This is a genomic window from Paracoccus sp. 08, from assembly GCF_024105395.1.
GTDB classification, from domain to species: Bacteria; Pseudomonadota; Alphaproteobacteria; order Rhodobacterales; family Rhodobacteraceae; genus Paracoccus; species Paracoccus marcusii.
Genome location: NZ_WEKR01000029.1, coordinates 14854 through 31181, shown reverse-complemented (window position 1 = coordinate 31181; position 16328 = coordinate 14854). Strand labels below are relative to the sequence as shown.

17 protein-coding genes are annotated in these 16328 nt (G+C 68.5%); 9 read left to right on the top strand and 8 right to left on the bottom strand.

Annotation, left to right across the window (positions count from 1 at the left end; all coding sequences use genetic code 11):
- On the top strand, window positions 1-322 hold a 322-nt coding region (locus tag GBO37_RS11290), incomplete at its 5' end, for a hypothetical protein (RefSeq protein WP_252929030.1).
- 14 nt (window positions 323-336) lie between these two features.
- Here GBO37_RS11290 and GBO37_RS11285 read toward each other — a convergent pair.
- The 4 genes from GBO37_RS11285 to GBO37_RS11270 all read right to left on the bottom strand — a co-directional run bounded on the left by GBO37_RS11285 (window position 337) and on the right by GBO37_RS11270 (window position 4336).
- Window positions 337-957: a sulfite oxidase heme-binding subunit YedZ gene (locus tag GBO37_RS11285; RefSeq protein WP_052714867.1), complete on the bottom strand. Its 621-nt coding sequence runs from the start codon at window positions 955-957 to the stop codon at window positions 337-339.
- On the bottom strand, window positions 957-1868 hold the full coding sequence (gene msrP, locus GBO37_RS11280; RefSeq protein ID WP_252929028.1) for a protein-methionine-sulfoxide reductase catalytic subunit MsrP: 912 nt from the start codon (window positions 1866-1868) through the stop codon (window positions 957-959). The genes GBO37_RS11285 and msrP overlap by 1 nt, the downstream gene beginning before the upstream one ends.
- A 138-nt stretch (window positions 1869-2006) precedes the next feature.
- Window positions 2007-4043 (bottom strand): DNA helicase RecQ, encoded by a 2037-nt coding sequence (gene recQ, locus GBO37_RS11275; RefSeq protein WP_252929027.1) that lies wholly within the window; start codon window positions 4041-4043, stop codon window positions 2007-2009.
- Window positions 4043-4336 (bottom strand): YggT family protein, encoded by a 294-nt coding sequence (locus tag GBO37_RS11270; protein ID WP_045983133.1) that lies wholly within the window; start codon window positions 4334-4336, stop codon window positions 4043-4045. Before GBO37_RS11270 ends, recQ begins: the two co-directional genes overlap by 1 nt.
- A gap of 177 nt (window positions 4337-4513) precedes the next feature.
- On the opposite strand from GBO37_RS11270, the gene GBO37_RS11265 reads away from it, so the two are divergent.
- From GBO37_RS11265 to GBO37_RS11245, 5 genes are all read left to right on the top strand, one after another.
- Window positions 4514-5074 (top strand): acyl-CoA thioesterase, encoded by a 561-nt coding sequence (locus GBO37_RS11265; RefSeq protein WP_045983134.1) that lies wholly within the window; start codon window positions 4514-4516, stop codon window positions 5072-5074.
- A 42-nt stretch (window positions 5075-5116) separates the two neighbouring features.
- Window positions 5117-6487 carry an MFS transporter gene (locus GBO37_RS11260; protein WP_252929025.1) on the top strand — a complete coding sequence of 457 codons (1371 nt, stop codon included), beginning with the start codon at window positions 5117-5119 and terminating at the stop codon, window positions 6485-6487.
- Window positions 6484-7347: a penicillin-insensitive murein endopeptidase gene (gene mepA / locus GBO37_RS11255; protein WP_252929024.1), complete on the top strand. Its 864-nt coding sequence runs from the start codon at window positions 6484-6486 to the stop codon at window positions 7345-7347. Before GBO37_RS11260 ends, mepA begins: the two co-directional genes overlap by 4 nt.
- The gene (locus tag GBO37_RS11250) at window positions 7320-8237 is read left to right on the top strand and encodes an esterase-like activity of phytase family protein (RefSeq protein ID WP_240542467.1); all 918 of its coding nucleotides are present in this window, start codon (window positions 7320-7322) and stop codon (window positions 8235-8237) included. Before mepA ends, GBO37_RS11250 begins: the two co-directional genes overlap by 28 nt.
- Window positions 8238-8330: 93 nt before the next feature.
- Window positions 8331-8933: a queuosine precursor transporter gene (locus GBO37_RS11245; RefSeq protein ID WP_252929023.1), complete on the top strand. Its 603-nt coding sequence runs from the start codon at window positions 8331-8333 to the stop codon at window positions 8931-8933.
- A gap of 322 nt (window positions 8934-9255) precedes the next feature.
- Here the strand turns inward: GBO37_RS11245 and GBO37_RS11240 are convergent, their stop codons facing one another.
- Window positions 9256-11022, bottom strand: a complete 1767-nt coding sequence (locus tag GBO37_RS11240; protein WP_217845287.1) for an L-lactate permease — start codon at window positions 11020-11022, stop codon at window positions 9256-9258.
- A gap of 112 nt (window positions 11023-11134) precedes the next feature.
- Entirely contained in the window at window positions 11135-12316 is a 1182-nt protein-coding gene (locus GBO37_RS11235) for an acetyl-CoA C-acyltransferase family protein (protein WP_252929022.1), read from the bottom strand.
- 129 nt (window positions 12317-12445) lie between these two features.
- Here GBO37_RS11235 and GBO37_RS11230 point away from each other — a divergent pair, with 129 nt between their 5' ends.
- The 3 genes from GBO37_RS11230 (at window position 12446) to GBO37_RS11220 (ending at window position 14134) form a co-directional block, all read left to right on the top strand.
- Complete coding sequence (locus tag GBO37_RS11230; RefSeq protein ID WP_045983141.1) at window positions 12446-12814, top strand: winged helix-turn-helix domain-containing protein; 369 nt, start codon at window positions 12446-12448, stop codon at window positions 12812-12814.
- Window positions 12815-12909: 95 nt separating this feature from the next.
- A complete protein-coding gene (locus GBO37_RS11225) occupies window positions 12910-13494 on the top strand; it encodes a lytic transglycosylase (RefSeq protein WP_252929021.1) in 585 nt (194 codons plus the stop codon).
- 52 nt (window positions 13495-13546) lie between these two features.
- Window positions 13547-14134 carry a glutathione S-transferase family protein gene (locus GBO37_RS11220; RefSeq protein WP_252929020.1) on the top strand — a complete coding sequence of 196 codons (588 nt, stop codon included), beginning with the start codon at window positions 13547-13549 and terminating at the stop codon, window positions 14132-14134.
- On the opposite strand, the gene GBO37_RS11215 is transcribed toward GBO37_RS11220, so the two are convergent.
- Together GBO37_RS11215 and holA are read right to left on the bottom strand one after the other, a co-directional pair.
- Window positions 14131-15261, bottom strand: a complete 1131-nt coding sequence (locus tag GBO37_RS11215; RefSeq protein ID WP_252929034.1) for a TIGR03862 family flavoprotein — start codon at window positions 15259-15261, stop codon at window positions 14131-14133. The genes GBO37_RS11220 and GBO37_RS11215 overlap by 4 nt on opposite strands.
- Window positions 15262-15299: 38 nt before the next feature.
- Window positions 15300-16328 carry a DNA polymerase III subunit delta gene (holA, locus tag GBO37_RS11210; RefSeq protein WP_148910555.1) on the bottom strand — a complete coding sequence of 343 codons (1029 nt, stop codon included), beginning with the start codon at window positions 16326-16328 and terminating at the stop codon, window positions 15300-15302.

The following is a 16328-nucleotide window of genomic DNA, read 5'->3' as shown; positions in this document are numbered from 1 at the left end:
GGATCATCGCTTTCGCTACCAGGCCGATATGCAAGTCTCTCGATCGTATGACGACCGAACCGCCCGCATATCTCTTCAGATATCCATCAATGTCAAAAAGCAAGAGAACCAAAATCACGATCACGACGTCAACTCGACGCCACAACCGTCACCCAATCCCCAGAATGTCTCCCGATCCAACCGCGCTTCCCAGCACCGCCTTCCCGGCCCCTCCAGCGTTCCCGCCTTCGGTGAAGCGGTGTTTAGGCCTAGCCGCCGGGGGACGCAAGCAGGTTTTGTGAAAAAAACGTGTCAGCCGGTCAGTTTTATTGCAACTGACTGAAATAAAAGGAAAAGTCAGGCCCTTGCGGGGCGGGTCCAGGACATCGGGCGACGAATCACAAGCCTGGAGGCCAGCAGAAGCGCGATCACCGCCGCCCAGAAGATCGGGGCGATCTCGTTGACCTTGATGGCCCACAGCCAATGCATCGCGGCAAGGGGGGCTGCAACATAGACCAGCTTGTGCAGGCGTCGCCACGCCTGCCCACCCATGCGCCGCAGCGACAGGTTGTTCGACGTCACGGCCAGCGCGATCAGGATCAGGAACGATCCCATCCCGAACAGCAGGTAGGGCCGCTTGAGGATGTCACGGGCCATCTGTCCCCACAGCAGTCCCATGTCCAGAACGACCCAGGCTAGGACATGGGGCAATGCATAGGCGAAACAGATCACCCCGATCGCGCGGCGGAACCGCATCAACGACACGCCCGTCAGCCGCAGCAATGGCGTGACCGCCAGGCCGCCGATCAGGAAGTACAGCGCGGTCTGGCCAAGGCGGTGTTCGACCTCCTGCACGGGATCGACGCCCAGACCGCCCGTGAAGATGTCCCACAGCAGCACGGCAAAGGGCACCGCCCCCGCCAGCCAGACCGCCCAGACCGGAATGCGCCGCAGCGCGTTGTTGATGCCCCGGATCATCAGTAGTTCACCGACAGATCCATCCCCGCGTAAAGCGAGGCGACCTGATCGCCGTATCCGTTGAACATCAGCGTCTCCTTGCGCCCGCCGAACAGGCCAGCGCCGATGACGCGTTCGGTCGCCTGGCTCCAGCGCGGGTGATCGACCTGCGGGTTCACGTTGGCATAAAATCCGTATTCGCTGGCCTGCAGCTGCTTCCAGGTGTTCACGGGCTCCTGTTCCAGCAGGTTAATGCGCACGATCGACTTGATCGACTTGAACCCGTATTTCCACGGCACCACCAAGCGGATCGGCGCGCCGTTCTGGTTGGGCATGGGCTGATCGTACAGACCCGTGGCCAGGATCGTCAGCGGGTGCATCGCCTCGTCCAGACGCAGACCCTCGCGATAGGGCCAATCCAGAATGGCGCGCTGCTGACCGATCATCTCCTCGGGGCGGACCAGCGTCTCGAATTCGACGAACTTGGCACTGGGCTGGACGCCGACCTTGGCCAGCACGGATGCCAGCGGCACGCCGATCCACGGAATGACCATCGACCACGCCTCGACGCAGCGCAGGCGATAGATGCGTTCCTCCAGCGCGTTGTCGGGGGCCAGATCCTCGACGCCATAGCTGCCGGGGCGGTCGACCAGGCCCGCCACCTCCACGGACCAGGGATCGGTGGTCAGCGCGCCTGCATTGCGCGCCGGATCCTCCTTGCCCGTCCCGAATTCATAGAAGTTGTTGTAGTTGGTAATCTCCTCGAAGGTGTTCGGCGTCTGGTCGGTCGACAGCGGGGATGGGCGTGCATTGATCGTCTGCGCGCGGACCAGTCCGGGCAGGGCCACGGCGGCGGCCCCTGCGGCCATGAATTTTCGACGGTCCAGAAAGATCCTGTGCGGCGTGACGTCAGACCAGTTCAGCTTCATCATGTCCTCCGATCGGGCTGCCCCAACGGGGCGGTACCCTTGCGTTATCGCATGATCCACGCAGGGGGTTGCGCAAATGATGCATCACGTTCGGTTGACTGTTCGCTGCAGGGCACCTGTTCGTTACAGGCGCGGCGCGAATTATTCGACGCGCTCGATCTCGGTCAGGAAGGCATCGGCGAACCGCTCCATGCGCGGCGCGTCCAGGTGGCGCGCCAGTCCATCGACGCCGGCGGGGCGGCTTTCCGCGATGCGCTTGATCTGGGCGGTCGAACAGGACAGCGGCTTGTCGGTGCCGTCGGGGCCGCGCTGCAGGTCCAGCTGCACTGCCATCAGCCGGTCGAACAGCGCGCCTTCGGGACGCCCTGCCAGCGCGCGCCGTGCCGGGTGCATCTCGGGCTGCGCGCCCGCAATGACCTCCAGGAAGGCGCGGCCAAAGCTGTCCAGCTTCTTTGCCCCCACACCGCCGACCCGCGCCATCTGGTCCAGGTCCTGCGGCCGCTTCTCGGCCATCTCGATCAGGGTGCGGTCGGGGAAGATGACATAGGCCGGCACGCGCGCCGCCTCGGCCAGGGCGCGCCGCTTGGCCTTCAGCGCGGACAGAAGCGGCTCGTCCTCCTCCGATACCTGGGTGCGCAGGACGTTGGCAGGCTTGGCGCCCTTGGTCGTGTCCTCGCGCAGCGTCACGCTCTCCTCGCCGCGCAGGATCGGATGCGCGGTCTCGGTCAGGTGCAGGGCGCCGTGGCGTTCCGGGTCGGGGCGGCACAGGTCCAGCCCCATCATCTGCCGAAAGATCGCCTGCCACTGCCCGCGCCCGTGTTCGCGCCCTACGCCAAAGGTCGGCAGCTGATCATGGCCGCGCTCGCGGACCTTGTCGGTGGTGGTGCCGGTCAGGATGTCGATCAGGTGGCCGCTGCCGAACCACTCGCCGGTGCGCACCATCGCCGACAGCGCCTTACGGACCGCCAGCGTGCCGTCGAACAGCTTGGGCGGGCTCTGGCACAAGTCGCAATTGCCGCAGTCGCGGTCCATCTCTTCGCCAAAATAGGCCAGCAGGCGGCGGCGGCGGCATCCCGTGGCCTCGGCCAGACCCAAAAGCGCGTTCAGACGTGCATGATCCCCGGCCTTGCGGGCGCTGTCGCCCAGGCCCTCGTCGATCTGGGTGCGGCGCAGGCGGATGTCGTCGGGACCGTAGAGGGTCAGCGTATCCGCCGGGTCGCCGTCGCGGCCCGCACGCCCGATCTCCTGGTAATACCCTTCGATGGATTTCGGCAGGTCTGCGTGCAGCACCCAACGGATGTCGGGCTTGTCGATGCCCATGCCAAAGGCCACGGTCGCCACGACGATCAGCCCGTCCTCTGTCTGGAACCGCGCCTCGGCCTCGCGCCGGGCCTCGGCCTCCAGGCCAGCATGATAGGCGATGGCCGGGTGCCCCGCCTCGCGCAGCGCCTGCGCCAGGCTTTCGGTCCGCGCGCGGGCGCCGCAATAGATGATGCCCGACTGCCCCCGGCGCGCGGCGGCATAGGCCAGGACCTGCGTGCGGGGGCTGTTCTTGGGCTGGAAGGCCAGCCGGATGTTCGGCCGGTCGAAGCCGCGCAGAAAGGTCACCGGGGCCTGTCCGTCGAACAGGCGGGTGACAATCTCGGCCCGAGTTTCCACGTCCGCAGTGGCGGTGAACGCCGCCAGCGGCACGTCCAGCGCGCGCTTCAGATCGCCGATGCGCAGATAGTCGGGGCGGAAGTCATGGCCCCACTGGCTGACGCAATGCGCCTCGTCCACCGCGATCGCCGTGACGCCCGCCCGGCGCAAGAGGTTCACCGTGCCCCCGGATGCCAGCCGTTCGGGCGCCATGTACAGCACCTTCAGCCGCCCCTCGGAGATGGCCGAAAACACCGCGTCGGTTTCGGCCTCGGTGTTGCCGCTGGTCAGTGCGCCCGCCTCGACCCCCGCTTCGCGGAGCGCGCGCACCTGGTCGCGCATCAGTGCGATCAGCGGAGAGATGACCACCGTCACGCCCTCGCGCATCAGCGCGGGCAGCTGGAAGCACAGTGACTTGCCGCCGCCCGTCGGCATGATCGCCAGCACGTCGCGGCCTGCGGCCACCGCCTCGACGATCTCTTGCTGTCCGGGGCGGAAACCGTCGAATCCCCAGACCTGGCGCAGCAGGTCCGTTGTCATCACATGCCGTAGAAGAAGCCCGCGTTGTTCGCCAGGGCGCGCTGCGCGATGATGATGATGATGAAGACGACCAGCGGCGCCAGATCCAGCCCGCCGGTATTGGGCAGGATGTTCCGGATCGGGCGATAGATCGGCTCCAGCAGCCGGTTCAGGCCGTCCCAGATCTGCGCGACCAGAGGCTGGCGCAGGTTCAGCACCTGAAAGTTGATCAGCCAGGACATGATGATGTGCACGATCATGATGAACCACAGGACCTGCAGGATCAGTTGCAGGGCTTCGTACAGGGTTCCCATGGTCGTCTCCTTGGCTGCGCGCGCGTTCGGGCCCTGTATGGCCGCGCGTAAGGCGGGACGCAAGCGGGGCGCGACCGGATGCCGCCGCGTCCGGCTTGACGCCCGCGTGATCGCGGGCCACCCACGGGGCAGAACGAAAGGCCCGCCCCGAAAGGCCTGCTGACGAAAGGCCCCTTCATGTATCCGCTGATCCGCTTTGCCAAGGAACTGGTCAAGTTCCGCAACGCCCCCGCCCTGGACCCCCTGGGCACGCATGTGTCCACGCACATGTGCTGGCCCTGGGACCTGGACCCCTGGTGGGAGCTGAACAACGGCCGCACCCTGACCCTGTTCGATCTGGGCCGCATCCCGCTGGCGCGGCGGACCGGGCTGGTGCCGGTGCTGCGGGCGAATGGCTGGGGCATCACGGTGGCGGGGAACTCGACCCGCTATCGCCGCCGTGTCCGGGCCTTCGAACGCTTTACCATGATCTCGCGCATGGTGGGCTGGGACGCGCGCTTCGTCTATATGGAGCAGTCCATGTGGAAGGGCACGGAATGCTGCAACCAGGTGATGATCCGCTCGGCCGTGACCTCGGCCCAGGGGATCGTCGCCCCCGCCCGCGTCATGGAGGCCCTGGGCCACGCCCCCGACAGTCCGCCCCTGCCCGACTGGATCGCGGCCTGGATCGCGGCGGATGCGACGCGGCCCTGGCCCCCCGTCATCCCGGATGACGCGAAACTTCACTTGCCACTCTGACGGGCTCTGTTCCTTATGACGGAAAAGCCATGAGGGACGGACATGACGATCGATCGCAGGCGGGTCTGGGGCTGGTGGTTCTTTGACTGGGCCAGCCAGCCCTATCACACGCTGCTGCTGACCTTCGTCTTCTCGATCTACTTCGCCGAGGTCGCGCGCACGCATTTCATCGCCCAGGGCTTTGATGCCGCGCAGGCCGGGGCGCAGGCGCAGGCGCTTTGGGGATACGGGTTGGCCATCGCGGGCGCGGTCATTGCGCTGGCCGCCCCGGTCCTGGGCGCCATCGCGGACAGTTCGGGGCGGCGGATGCCCTGGGTCTGGGTGTTCTCGGCATTCTACGTGGTGGGCGCGGCGGGGCTGTGGACCCTGACCCCCGGCCAGCCGCCGCTGATCCAGACCATCGTCTTGTTCGGCATCGGCCTGATCGGGGTCGAATTCGCCACCATCTTCACCAATGCCATGCTGCCTGCCCTGGCCCCGCGCGACGAGATCGGCCGCCTGTCCGGGTCGGGCTATGCCTTCGGCTATCTGGGCGGGGTGACGGCGCTGGCCGTGATGCTGCTGCTGTTCGCCGAAACGCCCTCGGGGCGCACGCTGCTGGGCATCCCGCCCCTGTTCGGCCTGGACCCCGCGATGCGCGAAGGTACGCGGTTCGTCGGCCCCCTGACGGCGATCTGGTACGCGGTCTTCATGATCCCGTTCTTCCTGTGGGTCCGCGAACCGGGGCCGGGCCGGCCGGTGCAGGTGCGCCGCGCCCTGCGCGACCTGTGGACGCTGATCCGCAGCCTGCGGCATCGGCGCAGCCTGGCGGCCTGGCTGGCATCGTCGATGTTCTCGCGCGACGCGCTGAACGCGCTGTACGGGTTCGGGGGCGTCTATGCGGGGACGGTGTTGGGCTGGCCGGTGTTCCTGGCCGGCGTCTTCGGGGTGGTCAGCGCGATCTCGGCGGCGGTGATCAGCTGGCTGGGCGGGCGCGCGGACCGCGCCTTCGGCCCCCGCGCGGTGATCGTGGCCAGCATCCTGGCGCTGATGGCGGTCTGCATGCTGCTGGTGGGAATGGACCGGACCTCCGTGCTGGGCATCCCCACGCCGGATGCGGTTCTGGGCACCCTGCGCCCGCCCGATCTGATCTTCTTTGCCTGCGGGGCGGTGATCGGGGGCGCGGGCGGCGCGCTGCAGGCGGCCAGCCGCACGATGATGGTGCGCCACACCACCCCCGACCGCGCAACCGAGGGTTTCGGGCTTTACGCGCTGTCGGGCAAGGCCACGGCGTTCCTGGCACCCTTCCTGATCGCGCTGACGACCGACCTGACCGGGAATCAGCGCATCGGGTTTCTTCCCCTGATCGTGATCTTTCTTGTCGCGCTGGTTCTGCTAGTGTGGGTGGACCCCGAAGGAGAGACGTCCCCGTGATCCGCAAGACCCTGACCGCCGCCGCCGTCCTGATGGGCCTGGCTTTGCCCGCATCGGCCCAATCCCTGGCCAAGGACGTCTTCGGCGCGTTCCGCACGGCGTCGAGCGGGCCGGCCGTGTCGATCGGCAACTATTCCCAAGGTTGCGCGCAGGGTCTGGTGCAGATGCCCGAAAGCGGACCCAGCTGGCAATCCATGCGCCTGTCGCGCAACCGCAACTGGGGCCACCCCGAGATGATCGGCTTTCTGCAGGGCCTGTCGCGGGCGGCGCAGCAGGCCGGGTGGCGGGGCCTCTATATCGGGGACATCAGCCAGCCGCGCGGCGGGCCGATGACCTCGGGCCATGCCAGCCACCAGCTGGGGCTGGATGCCGACATCTGGATGCTGCCGCCCCCGACCCTGGGCCTGTCCCCGCAGCAGCGCGAGAACCTGTCATCCGTGTCGGTCGTCGCGAATGGCGGCACGGCGCTGTCGGGCAACTGGACGGGCGGGCACATGTCGATCATGCGCGCCGCCGCGCGCGATCCCCGCGTCGAACGCATCTTCGTCGATCCCGTCGCCAAGGTCGCCATGTGCCAGATGGAGACGGGCAACCGCGACTGGCTGCGCAAGATCCGCCCCATCAACAACCACGACTTCCATTTCCACGTCCGCATGAACTGCCCTGCCGGGTCGATCTGCCAGACTCCGAACCCGATCCCGGCCGGCGACGGCTGCGCCGAGGCGCAGGAATGGATCAACATCCGCATCGACCCCAGCCGCGCCAAGCCCTCGACCCCGGACCCCAACTATCGCCACCCCCGCACCTATCGGATGAGCGACCTGCCAGCCCAATGTTCGACCGTCGCATCGGCGCCCTGACGCTGGCCCTTGCCGGGTCGATCCTTGCCACCGCGCCTGCCCGTGCAGGCGCGGTTCTTGATTATGTCGGCACCTATATCTGGACGATGGACCAGTCGACCTTCGGCGGCTTCTCGGCGATCGACATCAGCCCGGACGGCACCGGGTTCCACGCCCTGACCGACCGGGCGCACCTGTACTGGGGCCGGATCGAACGCGATGCCCAGGGCCTGGTGCGCGGCATGTCCGTCGCCGGGCGCACGAACCTGAAGGACAGCAAGGGCCAGCCCCTGCCCCCCGGCTATACCGGCGACAGCGAAGGCATCGCGGTGGGCCCCGACGGCCGCATCCATGTCAGCTTCGAAGGACTGGACCGGGTGGCGACCTATGATCACCCCGACGCACCCGCCACCACCCATCCCCGCCCGGACCGCCTGCCCGGCATGGGCGTGAACGTGGGGCTGGAGGCGCTGGCCATCGACGACGACGGCACCCTGTTCGCCGTCCCCGAGCGGTCGGGGACGGAAACCCAGCCCTTCACCATCCTGTCGTTCGACGGCGCCTGGACGGAATACGGCCAGATCCGCCGCGATCCGCGCTGGCGTGCGGTGGGGGCGGATTTCGGGCCCGACGGCTGGTTCTACCTGCTGGAGCGGGATTTCCGCGGCATCCTGGGCTTTGTCTCGCGCGTGCGGCGGATGCGGCTGGAGCCGGGGGTGATCCAGGACGACCAGATCCTGCTGGAGACGCGGCCCCTGCAATACGACAACCTGGAAGGCATCTCGGTCTGGGACGACGGCGTGGGCATGCGCATCACCATGATCTCGGACGACAACTTCCTGTTCGTCCAGCGGACCGAGATCGTCGAATACCGCCTGCGCGATACCGGCCTGCAGGCGCTGCGGAATTGACAAGACCGCCCGCGCGGGCGTAAGGCGCGCGCTGCTCCACCCGTCCGGGGGGCCGAGTTCTTCCGCAACCTTCGCAAAAACGGAAACCCACCGATGATCCGCTTTCTGCCCGGCATCCTTGCCATGGCCGCCATTGTCGTGGCCTCGAATATCCTGGTCCAGTTCACGGTCGCCACCTGGCTGACCTGGGGGGCCTTCACCTATCCGCTGGCCTTCCTGGTCACGGACGTCATGAACCGCGTCCACGGCGCCGCCGCCGCGCGCCGCGTGGTGCTGGCAGGGTTCGTGACCGGGGTCGTCTGGTCGCTGATCGCCGCAGGGATGGATGCCACCACGCTGCGAATCGCCATCGCGTCGGGGGCGGCCTTCCTGGTGGCGCAGATGGTCGACGTGCAGGTCTTCGACACGTTGCGCGGCGGGCGCTGGTGGCGGGCGCCGCTGGTCTCGACCCTGCTGGGGTCTGCGCTGGACACGGTGCTGTTCTTTGGAATCGCCTTTGCGACCGTGCTGCCCGCGGACACCAACACGGGCTGGGCCAACGAGGCGGTTCCGCTGCTTGGCGCGGGACCGCTCAGCCCGCTGTGGGTTTCGCTGGCACTTGCCGACTGGATGGTCAAACTTGGTCTGGCGATACTGGCCCTTGTGCCGTTCCGCATCATCGTACGCAATTTGTTGGGGCACAGGGCAGAAAGCTGATTGACAGAATTTCGATCTGTGTCAGCCTGTCCCTATACAGCAATCTTTTGAAAGGAGGTGGTCCAGTGTCTAGAGTGATAGTGGAGAGACGTTTCGGAACAGTCGGGGGGACCCCGGCCTGAGGGCAGCCCCAAAGGCCACCACCCCTGGTTGGGACCGGACCTGCGTCCGCCCCTAACCGGACCATCTCCTTGGATCTCGCGGGCCGGCTCTTGCTGGGCGGCCCGTTCCTTTTTGCGCCCCCGTGTCCGGCCGTGCGGCCCGGCGCAACAAGAACGGGCGGCCCCGAGGGACCGCCCGCACCGATGTCGTCAGCCTTGCGTCAGGCGCGGACAGGCACCGCGGCCCGGTCGCGATTGGCACGCATCGCGCCGACCACCACCGCGGCCCAGATCAGCGCCGCCAGCCACCACAGCCCGCCGCCGATCAGCGCCATCCCGATCAGGCCCGCCTGCACCACGTAATACGCCATGGTGATCAGCGTCTTGCGGATGATGTCGCCCTCGCGGTCGGTCAGGCCCACGACGGCGGACGCGGCCACCACGTTGTGCACGCAGACCATGTTGCCCGCAGCGCCGCCCACGGCCTGCAGCACCACCACGATGGTGATCCCCGCAAGATCCAGTCCGATGCCCTGCGCGGCCGAGAACTGGAACAGCGCGAACATCATGTTCGACACGGTGTTCGATCCCGCGATGAACGCGCCCAGCGCGCCCACGATCGGCGCGAACAGGGGCCAGCTGGCACCGGTCGCCGCGGCCATCCCCTCGGCCAGGGTGATCGGCATGGACGCCACGCCCTCCGAGCCCGAGTTGATGAACACCTGCACCATCGGCACCGCCAGCAGCAGCGCGGGCGCCGCGGCCAGCATCGTGCGGCCCGAGATCGCCCAGGCCCGGCCGTAATCGCTGCCCCGCATGCGGAACAGCGCGACCGAGATCAGGGATGCGATGATCATCACCGTCCCCGGCGAATAGGCGAACTGCGCGGTCGCGTTGATGCCCGACCCGAACAGGTCGCGCAGCGCCAGCGTGGTGTCCGGCCCGGTCAGCCAGGCCTTCAGCGGCGCGATGGTCCGCGTCAGCACCAGCAGCGCCGCGACGATGACATAGGGCATCCATGCCGTCAGCAGGCCGATGCGGCGGTCATCGGGGCCCAGTTCGGCCTGGTCGGGTTCGATGTTGCCCTGCCAGCCTTCGTCCCACTGGGCGCGTGCCGGAAAGTCGAAGCTGTCGGACGGCATGAACCAACCGGCCCGCGCGGCGGGCACCACGATCATCAGGCCGATCAGCCCGCCCAGCAGGGACGGGAATTCCGGTCCTAGGATGCGCGCGACCAGCAGATAGGGCATCGTGAAGGCCAGCCCGGCAAAGATCGCGAACTTCCACGCGCGAAAGCCCTTGGCAAAGCTGCGCTCGGTGCCGAAGAACCGCGTCAGCATCCCCACCATCAGCAGCGGGATCAGCACGCCCACCAGCGCATGAACCAGCGCGACCTGCGCGGCCACCACCGGCACGTATTCGGCCAGGGTCAGGGGCGCGATGGCGCTGGCGACCTCGGGGCTGTTGGACAGGCCGGTGTTGATGCCGACCAGCATCGGCGTGCCGACCGCGCCGAAGGACACGGGCGTCGACTGGATGATCAGCGTGACCATGACCGCGGCCATGGCCGGAAAGCCGATCGCCAGCAGCAGCGGCGCCGCCACGGCGGCCGGCGTGCCGAACCCGGACGCGCCCTCGATCATGGACCCGAACATCCATGCGATGATGATCGCCTGGATGCGCCGGTCGGGCGAGATGTCCATGAACCCGCGCCGGATCGTGCGGATCGCCCCCGATTCCTGCACCGTGTACAACAGCAAGATCGCCCCGAACACGATGTAGAGCAGCGTCACCGCCGTCACCAGCCCGTTGACCGTAGCCCCCGCGACCCGCGCCAGCGGCGCCCCCCACAGGAACAGTGCCAGAAGCACCGTGACCACATAGGCGGTCATCATCGACAGCTTGGCCGACCGTCGCATGACGACCAGCAACACAAACACCACCGCGACGGGCAAGGCCGCGGCAATGAACATTATTCCCTGTGACACCCCAACTCCTCCTCGAATTGTCCGCATCATTCGGGACAGGTTCACGGCGGAAAGCAAGAAAAAACCGGTCTGGAAACCAGACCGGTTGCGCAAACGGTGTCGGAACGGTGCGTCAGTCGCGGCGGATCGCGATGGCGATGCCCTGGCCGCCGCCGATGCACATGGTGATCAGCGCGGTGCGCCCGCCCGTGCGATCCAGCTCGTGGATGGCCTTGACCATCAGGATCGCGCCGGTGGCGCCGACCGGATGGCCCAAGGCGATGGCGCCGCCATTGGGGTTCACGCGGGCCGGGTCCAGACCCAGGCCCTTGTTCACCGCCAGGGCCTGGGCGGCAAAGGCCTCGTTCGATTCGATCACGTCGAAATCGGCGGGCGTCAGCCCGGTGCGGGCCATCAGCGCCTCGACCGCGGGGACCGGTCCGATGCCCATCACCTCGGGGCGCACGCCGGCCACGGCATAGCCCAGGATGCGCGCCCGCGGGGTCAGGCCAGCGCGTTCGGCGGCATCCGCCCGTGCCAGGACCAAGGCCGCGGCGCCGTCGTTGATGCCGCTGGCATTGCCCGCGGTCACGCTGCCGCCCTTCTGGAACACGGCCTTCAGGCCCGCCAGCTTCTCCAGGCTGGTGTCCTTGGGGTGCTCGTCCGTGTCGAAGGCCACCATGCCCTTGCGCGACTTGACCTCGACCGGGACGATCTGATCCTTGAAATGGCCTGCCGCAATCGCCACCGCCGCGCGGCGCTGCGATTCCATCGCGAATGCGTCCTGCTGTTCGCGGGTGATGTCATGTTCGGCGGCCACGTTCTCCGCCGTGACGCCCATGTGGCCCGTGCCCATCGGGCAGGTCAGCGCGCCGGTCATCATGTCCAGCATGACCTGGTCGCCCATCTTGGCCCCGAACCGCGCCGAGGGCACGACATAGGGCGACCGGCTCATGCTCTCGGCGCCGCCCGCGACCGCAAAATCGGCGTCGCCCAGCATCAGCGCCTGCGCCGCCGACACGATGGCCTGCGCGCCCGACCCGCACAGACGGTTCACGTTCATCGCGGGCGTGGTGTGCGGGATGCCCGCCTCCAGCATGGCCACGCGGGACAGGTACATGTCGCGGGGTTCGGTGTTGATCACATGGCCGAAGACCACCTGCCCGATCCGGTCGGGGGCGACGCCCGCGCGATCCAGCGCGGCGCGGGTGACGGTGGCGGCCAGCTGGATCGGCGGAACCGCGGCCAGGCTGCCCCCGAAGGTGCCGATGGCGGTGCGCGCGCCGGACAGGATGACGATATCGGATGCGGACATGGATGGGCCTCCTCTTGCCTTTGGCGACAGTCTGGGCGCGCTGCCCGCGTCCCGCAACCGTGCCGTCGCGGCAAATTGCATGCCTCCGCGCAAGGCGCTATGTTGCGCAGGAATAACGAGAGAGATCCCATGACCCAGACCGGCCCCCGGCTGCGCATCAAGCTGCGCCTGGAATACGACTCGCCCCTGATCCTGGGGCCGGGCAAGGCCGAGCTGCTGGCGCGGATCGGGCGGCTCGGCTCGATCTCGGCCGCCGCGCGCGAGATGGGGATGAGCTACAAGCGCGCCTGGACCCTGGTCGAGGAGATGAACACCGCCTTTGCCGACCCCGTCATCGACAGCGCGCGCGGCGGGGCGGGGGGCGGCGGCGCGACCGTCACCCCCACCGGACAGCAGGTCCTGGCCCATTACCGGGCGCTGGAATCGCTGTTGCTGGATGCGGGGGCCGCGGATCTGATGGCGCTGAACGCCCTGCTGCGGCCCGAGGGATCGGGCTGATCCATCGGCCGGTCCCTGCCCCGCTTCCGACTTTGTGATTTCACAGGCGGGTGAATTTGCGTAGACTGTCCGCAAAACAAGAGAACGAGGGCAGGATGAACAGGCTACTGAAGCTGGCCATTGTCGGGCTGGTCGCCTCATGCGGGGGCGGCGGGAACTTCAGCGCGCCGCGGCAGTTGGACAACGCGTGCGCGATCACATCGGAACGACCCGCCTATCTGCGCGCCATGCGCCAGACCGAACGCAAATGGGGCGTGCCGGTCCATGTTCAGATGGCGACCCTGTACCAGGAATCGAAATTCATCGGCGATGCGCGCACCCCGCATCAATACGCGCTTGGCGTCATTCCCATCGGCCGCCAAAGCAGCGCCTTCGGCTATTCCCAGGCCTTGGACGGCACCTGGGAGGAGTACCAGCGCGAGACCGGCAACCGTCGCGCCCGGCGCGACAGCATCCGCGACGCGACCGATTTCATGGGCTGGTACATGCATGGCAGCCAGCAGCGGCTTGGCCTGTCCAAGAACGACGCCGCGTCGCAGTACCTGGCCTATCACGAAGGCCGCAGCGGCTTTGCCCGCGGCAGCTATCGCCAGAAAAGCTGGCTGATGCGCGTGGCCGGATCCGTGGGCCAGCGGTCCGAGATGTACCGCCAGCAGCTGGTCGGCTGCCGCCGCGGTTGACGCGGCGCGGGGGCTGGGGCCTTCTGTCCGTCCAACGGCCAGGAGGATCCCCATGTACCGCGTCATCGGCACCGCCAAGTCCCGCGCCCTGCGCGTCCTGTGGATGCTGGAGGAGCTGGGACAGTCTTACGAGCACATTCCCGCCAATCCGCGCAGCGACGGCGTGGCCCAGTTCAACCCGGCGGGCAAGGTTCCGGTCCTGATCGACGACGGTACGCCGATCACCGATTCGACCGCGATCCTGACCTATCTGGCCGATCGCCACGGCGATCTGACCCACCCGGCGGGCACCCTGGACCGGGCGCGTCAGGACAGCCTGACCCAGTTCCTGCTGGACGAATTCGACGCGGCGCTGTGGCTGGCCGCGCGCCACAGCTTCATCCTGCCCGAGGAGATGCGCCTTGGCGCGATCAAGAACACCCTGCGGTGGGAATTCGAGGCCAGCCAGAAGACCCTGGTCCACCGCATGTCCGACGGACCCTATCTGATGGGAGAGCGGATGACCGTGCCCGACCTGATCCTGGCGCATTGCTTGGACTGGGCGCTGTCGGCGCGGTTCCCGATCGTCGAACACCGCCTGACCGAATACCTGGACCGCATCCGCCAGCGCCCCGCCTATCAGCGGGCCATGGCACGCTAGAGCCTGCGGGCTGCGGCCTGCCCCGCGCGCAGCCCCGTGGCAAGGCAGGTGGTCAGCAGATAGCCGCCTGTCGGCGCCTCCCAATCCAGCATCTCTCCGGCGGCAAAGACGCCGGGCAGGGCGCGCAGTTCAAGCTCAGACGTCAGCGCCTCCGACCGGATCCCCCCGGCCGACGAGATCGCCCGGTCCAGCCCCATCGGCCCCGCATGGCAAAGCGGCAGTGCCTTGGCCCGCGCGGCCCAGCCCTCTGCGCTGTCCGGCAGGGGGCGCCCCCATTCCAGCAGCAGGCCGACCCGCGCCGGATCGCCCAGGATGCGGCGCAACCAGTTGCCCAGGCTCAGCTTGCCACGCGGCTGCGCAAAGCGCCGCGCCAGGGACGCGTGGTCCACGTCGGGGGCCAGATCGACATGGGCCGCCTGCCCGTCGCGGATCGGGGCCGCGACGGCATAGACGCCCCCGCCCTCGATCCCGTCGGGGGTGATGACCCACTCGCCGCGGCTGACGCTGTCGCCTGCGCGGATCGCGACGCCCTTGACCGGCGCGCCGTGCAGCCGCGCCATCGCGGGCGACCAGTCGACCCGGAACCCCATGTTGGCCGGACGAAACGGCGCGACGGCGACACCGGCCTCTGTCAGGATCGGCACCCAGGTCGCATCCGACCCCAGCCGCGGCCAGCTGGCCCCGCCCAGGGCCAGCACCGTCACATCGGGCTGCAGCACCCGGCGACCGTCGGGCGTGTCGAAGGCGAAACCACCGCCCAGCCCGACCCATCGCCAGCGCGACCGCAGCTCGACCCCGCCCGCGCGCAGCCGCGCCAGCCAGGCCCGCAGCAGGGGCGAGGCCTTCATGCCTACCGGAAACACCCGCCCCGTCGATCCCGCGAACAGAGCGATGCCCAGGCCCTGGGCCCAGTCCCGCACCGCCTGCGGGCCGAACGCCCCCGCATCGGTCGCCAGATAATCGCGCCCGTCCGACGCGGCGATCTGGGCGCCAAAGGCCGCCAGCGGTTCGTCGCGGGTCAGGTTCAGGCCGGATTTCCCGGCCATCAGGAACTTGCGCGCGGGCGTGGGCATCGCGTCGACCACCACCACCTGACGGCCGGGCGCCATCAGCGCCTCGGCCGCCATCAGCCCGGCAGGTCCGGCCCCGATCACCAGGGCAAGGGTCACCGCCGCCCCCGCGGCTTCATCGCAAGGCGCAGCAGCGCGCGTTCCACCAGCGGCATCTGCGGGGCGCGGCTGGCGGACCGCAGCGTCATGTCGGTCGACAGCAGCAGCGACACCGCCTCCTCCAGCGGGCCCATGCCCCAGCTTTGCGCCTGGCGGGTCATGCGGTCGCGGCGGGGGCCGAAGACGGGCGGGCGCGCGCGGGCCAGCGCCACCCCCGGCCCCGCCGGGTCGGCAGCGGCCAGGTGCAGCGTGCGGAAATGGCGCAGCGCGCCGATGCACAGGGTGACGGGCGCGATCCCCTGCTGTTCGATCCGCCGCATCAGCGGGCCGAAATCGGCCTCGCGGCGTTCGGCGACGGTGTGGATCAGCTCGTCCAGGTCGGCCTCGATCGTGGCGGGCGCCAGCATGGCGATCTCCTCGACCGTCAGGGGGGCGGGGTCCTGGTACTTGTACAGGCCGATCTTCTCGACCGTCTGGCGCAGATCACCGGGGTCCAGCGCCCGCGCCAGAAGACCCAGTTCGCGCATCGCGTCCCGTGGCACCTCGCGCAGGCCGGCATCCGCCAGCCAGCGGCCGATCTCGTCCTCGGAGGGCGGATCATCATAGATGGGGGCGGTCACCGCCTGGCCATGCGTCTCGAACAGGCGCCGCAGGGATGACGACTTGGACAGGCCGGCCGCCGTGACCACGATCACCGCATCCCCCTGCCGCCAGCCAGTCAGCGCATCGCGGATCGCGTCGGTGGCCAGGTCGGGTGTGTCCTCGACCACGACCACGCGGGGGCCGGGAAAGAACCCCACCTCGCGCACCGCGTCGATCAGCTGGGCGGGGTCCTTCTTCAGGCCCGCGCCGGGCATCCGGGTCAGGCGCATCTCCTCGTCGGCCTTCTCGCCGGTCAGGGCACGCACGACCTCGGCCCGCTTCAACGCGACGCGCATCGCATCCTGCCCATAGATCAGCACCCCCGGCCGCGAGGGGTCGGGGCGGGCCAGATAGCGCGCGATCTCGGCCCCCTTCAGCAGCAT

Bases quoted from the DNA above. Each gene is read 5' to 3' on its own strand.
- GBO37_RS11285 (WP_052714867.1), bottom strand. From the start codon at position 957: ATGATCCGGGGCATCAACAACGCGCTGCGGCGCATTCCGGTCTGGGCG.
- msrP (WP_252929028.1), bottom strand. From the start codon at position 1,868: ATGATGAAGCTGAACTGGTCTGACGTCACGCCGCACAGGATCTTTCTG.
- recQ (WP_252929027.1), bottom strand. From the start codon at position 4,043: ATGACAACGGACCTGCTGCGCCAGGTCTGGGGATTCGACGGTTTCCGC.
- GBO37_RS11270 (WP_045983133.1), bottom strand. From the start codon at position 4,336: ATGGGAACCCTGTACGAAGCCCTGCAACTGATCCTGCAGGTCCTGTGG.
- GBO37_RS11265 (WP_045983134.1), top strand. From the start codon at position 4,514: ATGTATCCGCTGATCCGCTTTGCCAAGGAACTGGTCAAGTTCCGCAAC.
- GBO37_RS11260 (WP_252929025.1), top strand. From the start codon at position 5,117: ATGACGATCGATCGCAGGCGGGTCTGGGGCTGGTGGTTCTTTGACTGG.
- GBO37_RS11250 (WP_240542467.1), top strand. From the start codon at position 7,320: ATGTTCGACCGTCGCATCGGCGCCCTGACGCTGGCCCTTGCCGGGTCG.
- GBO37_RS11245 (WP_252929023.1), top strand. From the start codon at position 8,331: ATGATCCGCTTTCTGCCCGGCATCCTTGCCATGGCCGCCATTGTCGTG.
- GBO37_RS11235 (WP_252929022.1), bottom strand. From the start codon at position 12,316: ATGTCCGCATCCGATATCGTCATCCTGTCCGGCGCGCGCACCGCCATC.
- GBO37_RS11230 (WP_045983141.1), top strand. From the start codon at position 12,446: ATGACCCAGACCGGCCCCCGGCTGCGCATCAAGCTGCGCCTGGAATAC.
- GBO37_RS11225 (WP_252929021.1), top strand. From the start codon at position 12,910: ATGAACAGGCTACTGAAGCTGGCCATTGTCGGGCTGGTCGCCTCATGC.
- GBO37_RS11220 (WP_252929020.1), top strand. From the start codon at position 13,547: ATGTACCGCGTCATCGGCACCGCCAAGTCCCGCGCCCTGCGCGTCCTG.
- GBO37_RS11215 (WP_252929034.1), bottom strand. From the start codon at position 15,261: ATGGCGGCCGAGGCGCTGATGGCGCCCGGCCGTCAGGTGGTGGTGGTC.
- holA (WP_148910555.1), bottom strand. From the start codon at position 16,328: ATGCTGCTGAAGGGGGCCGAGATCGCGCGCTATCTGGCCCGCCCCGAC.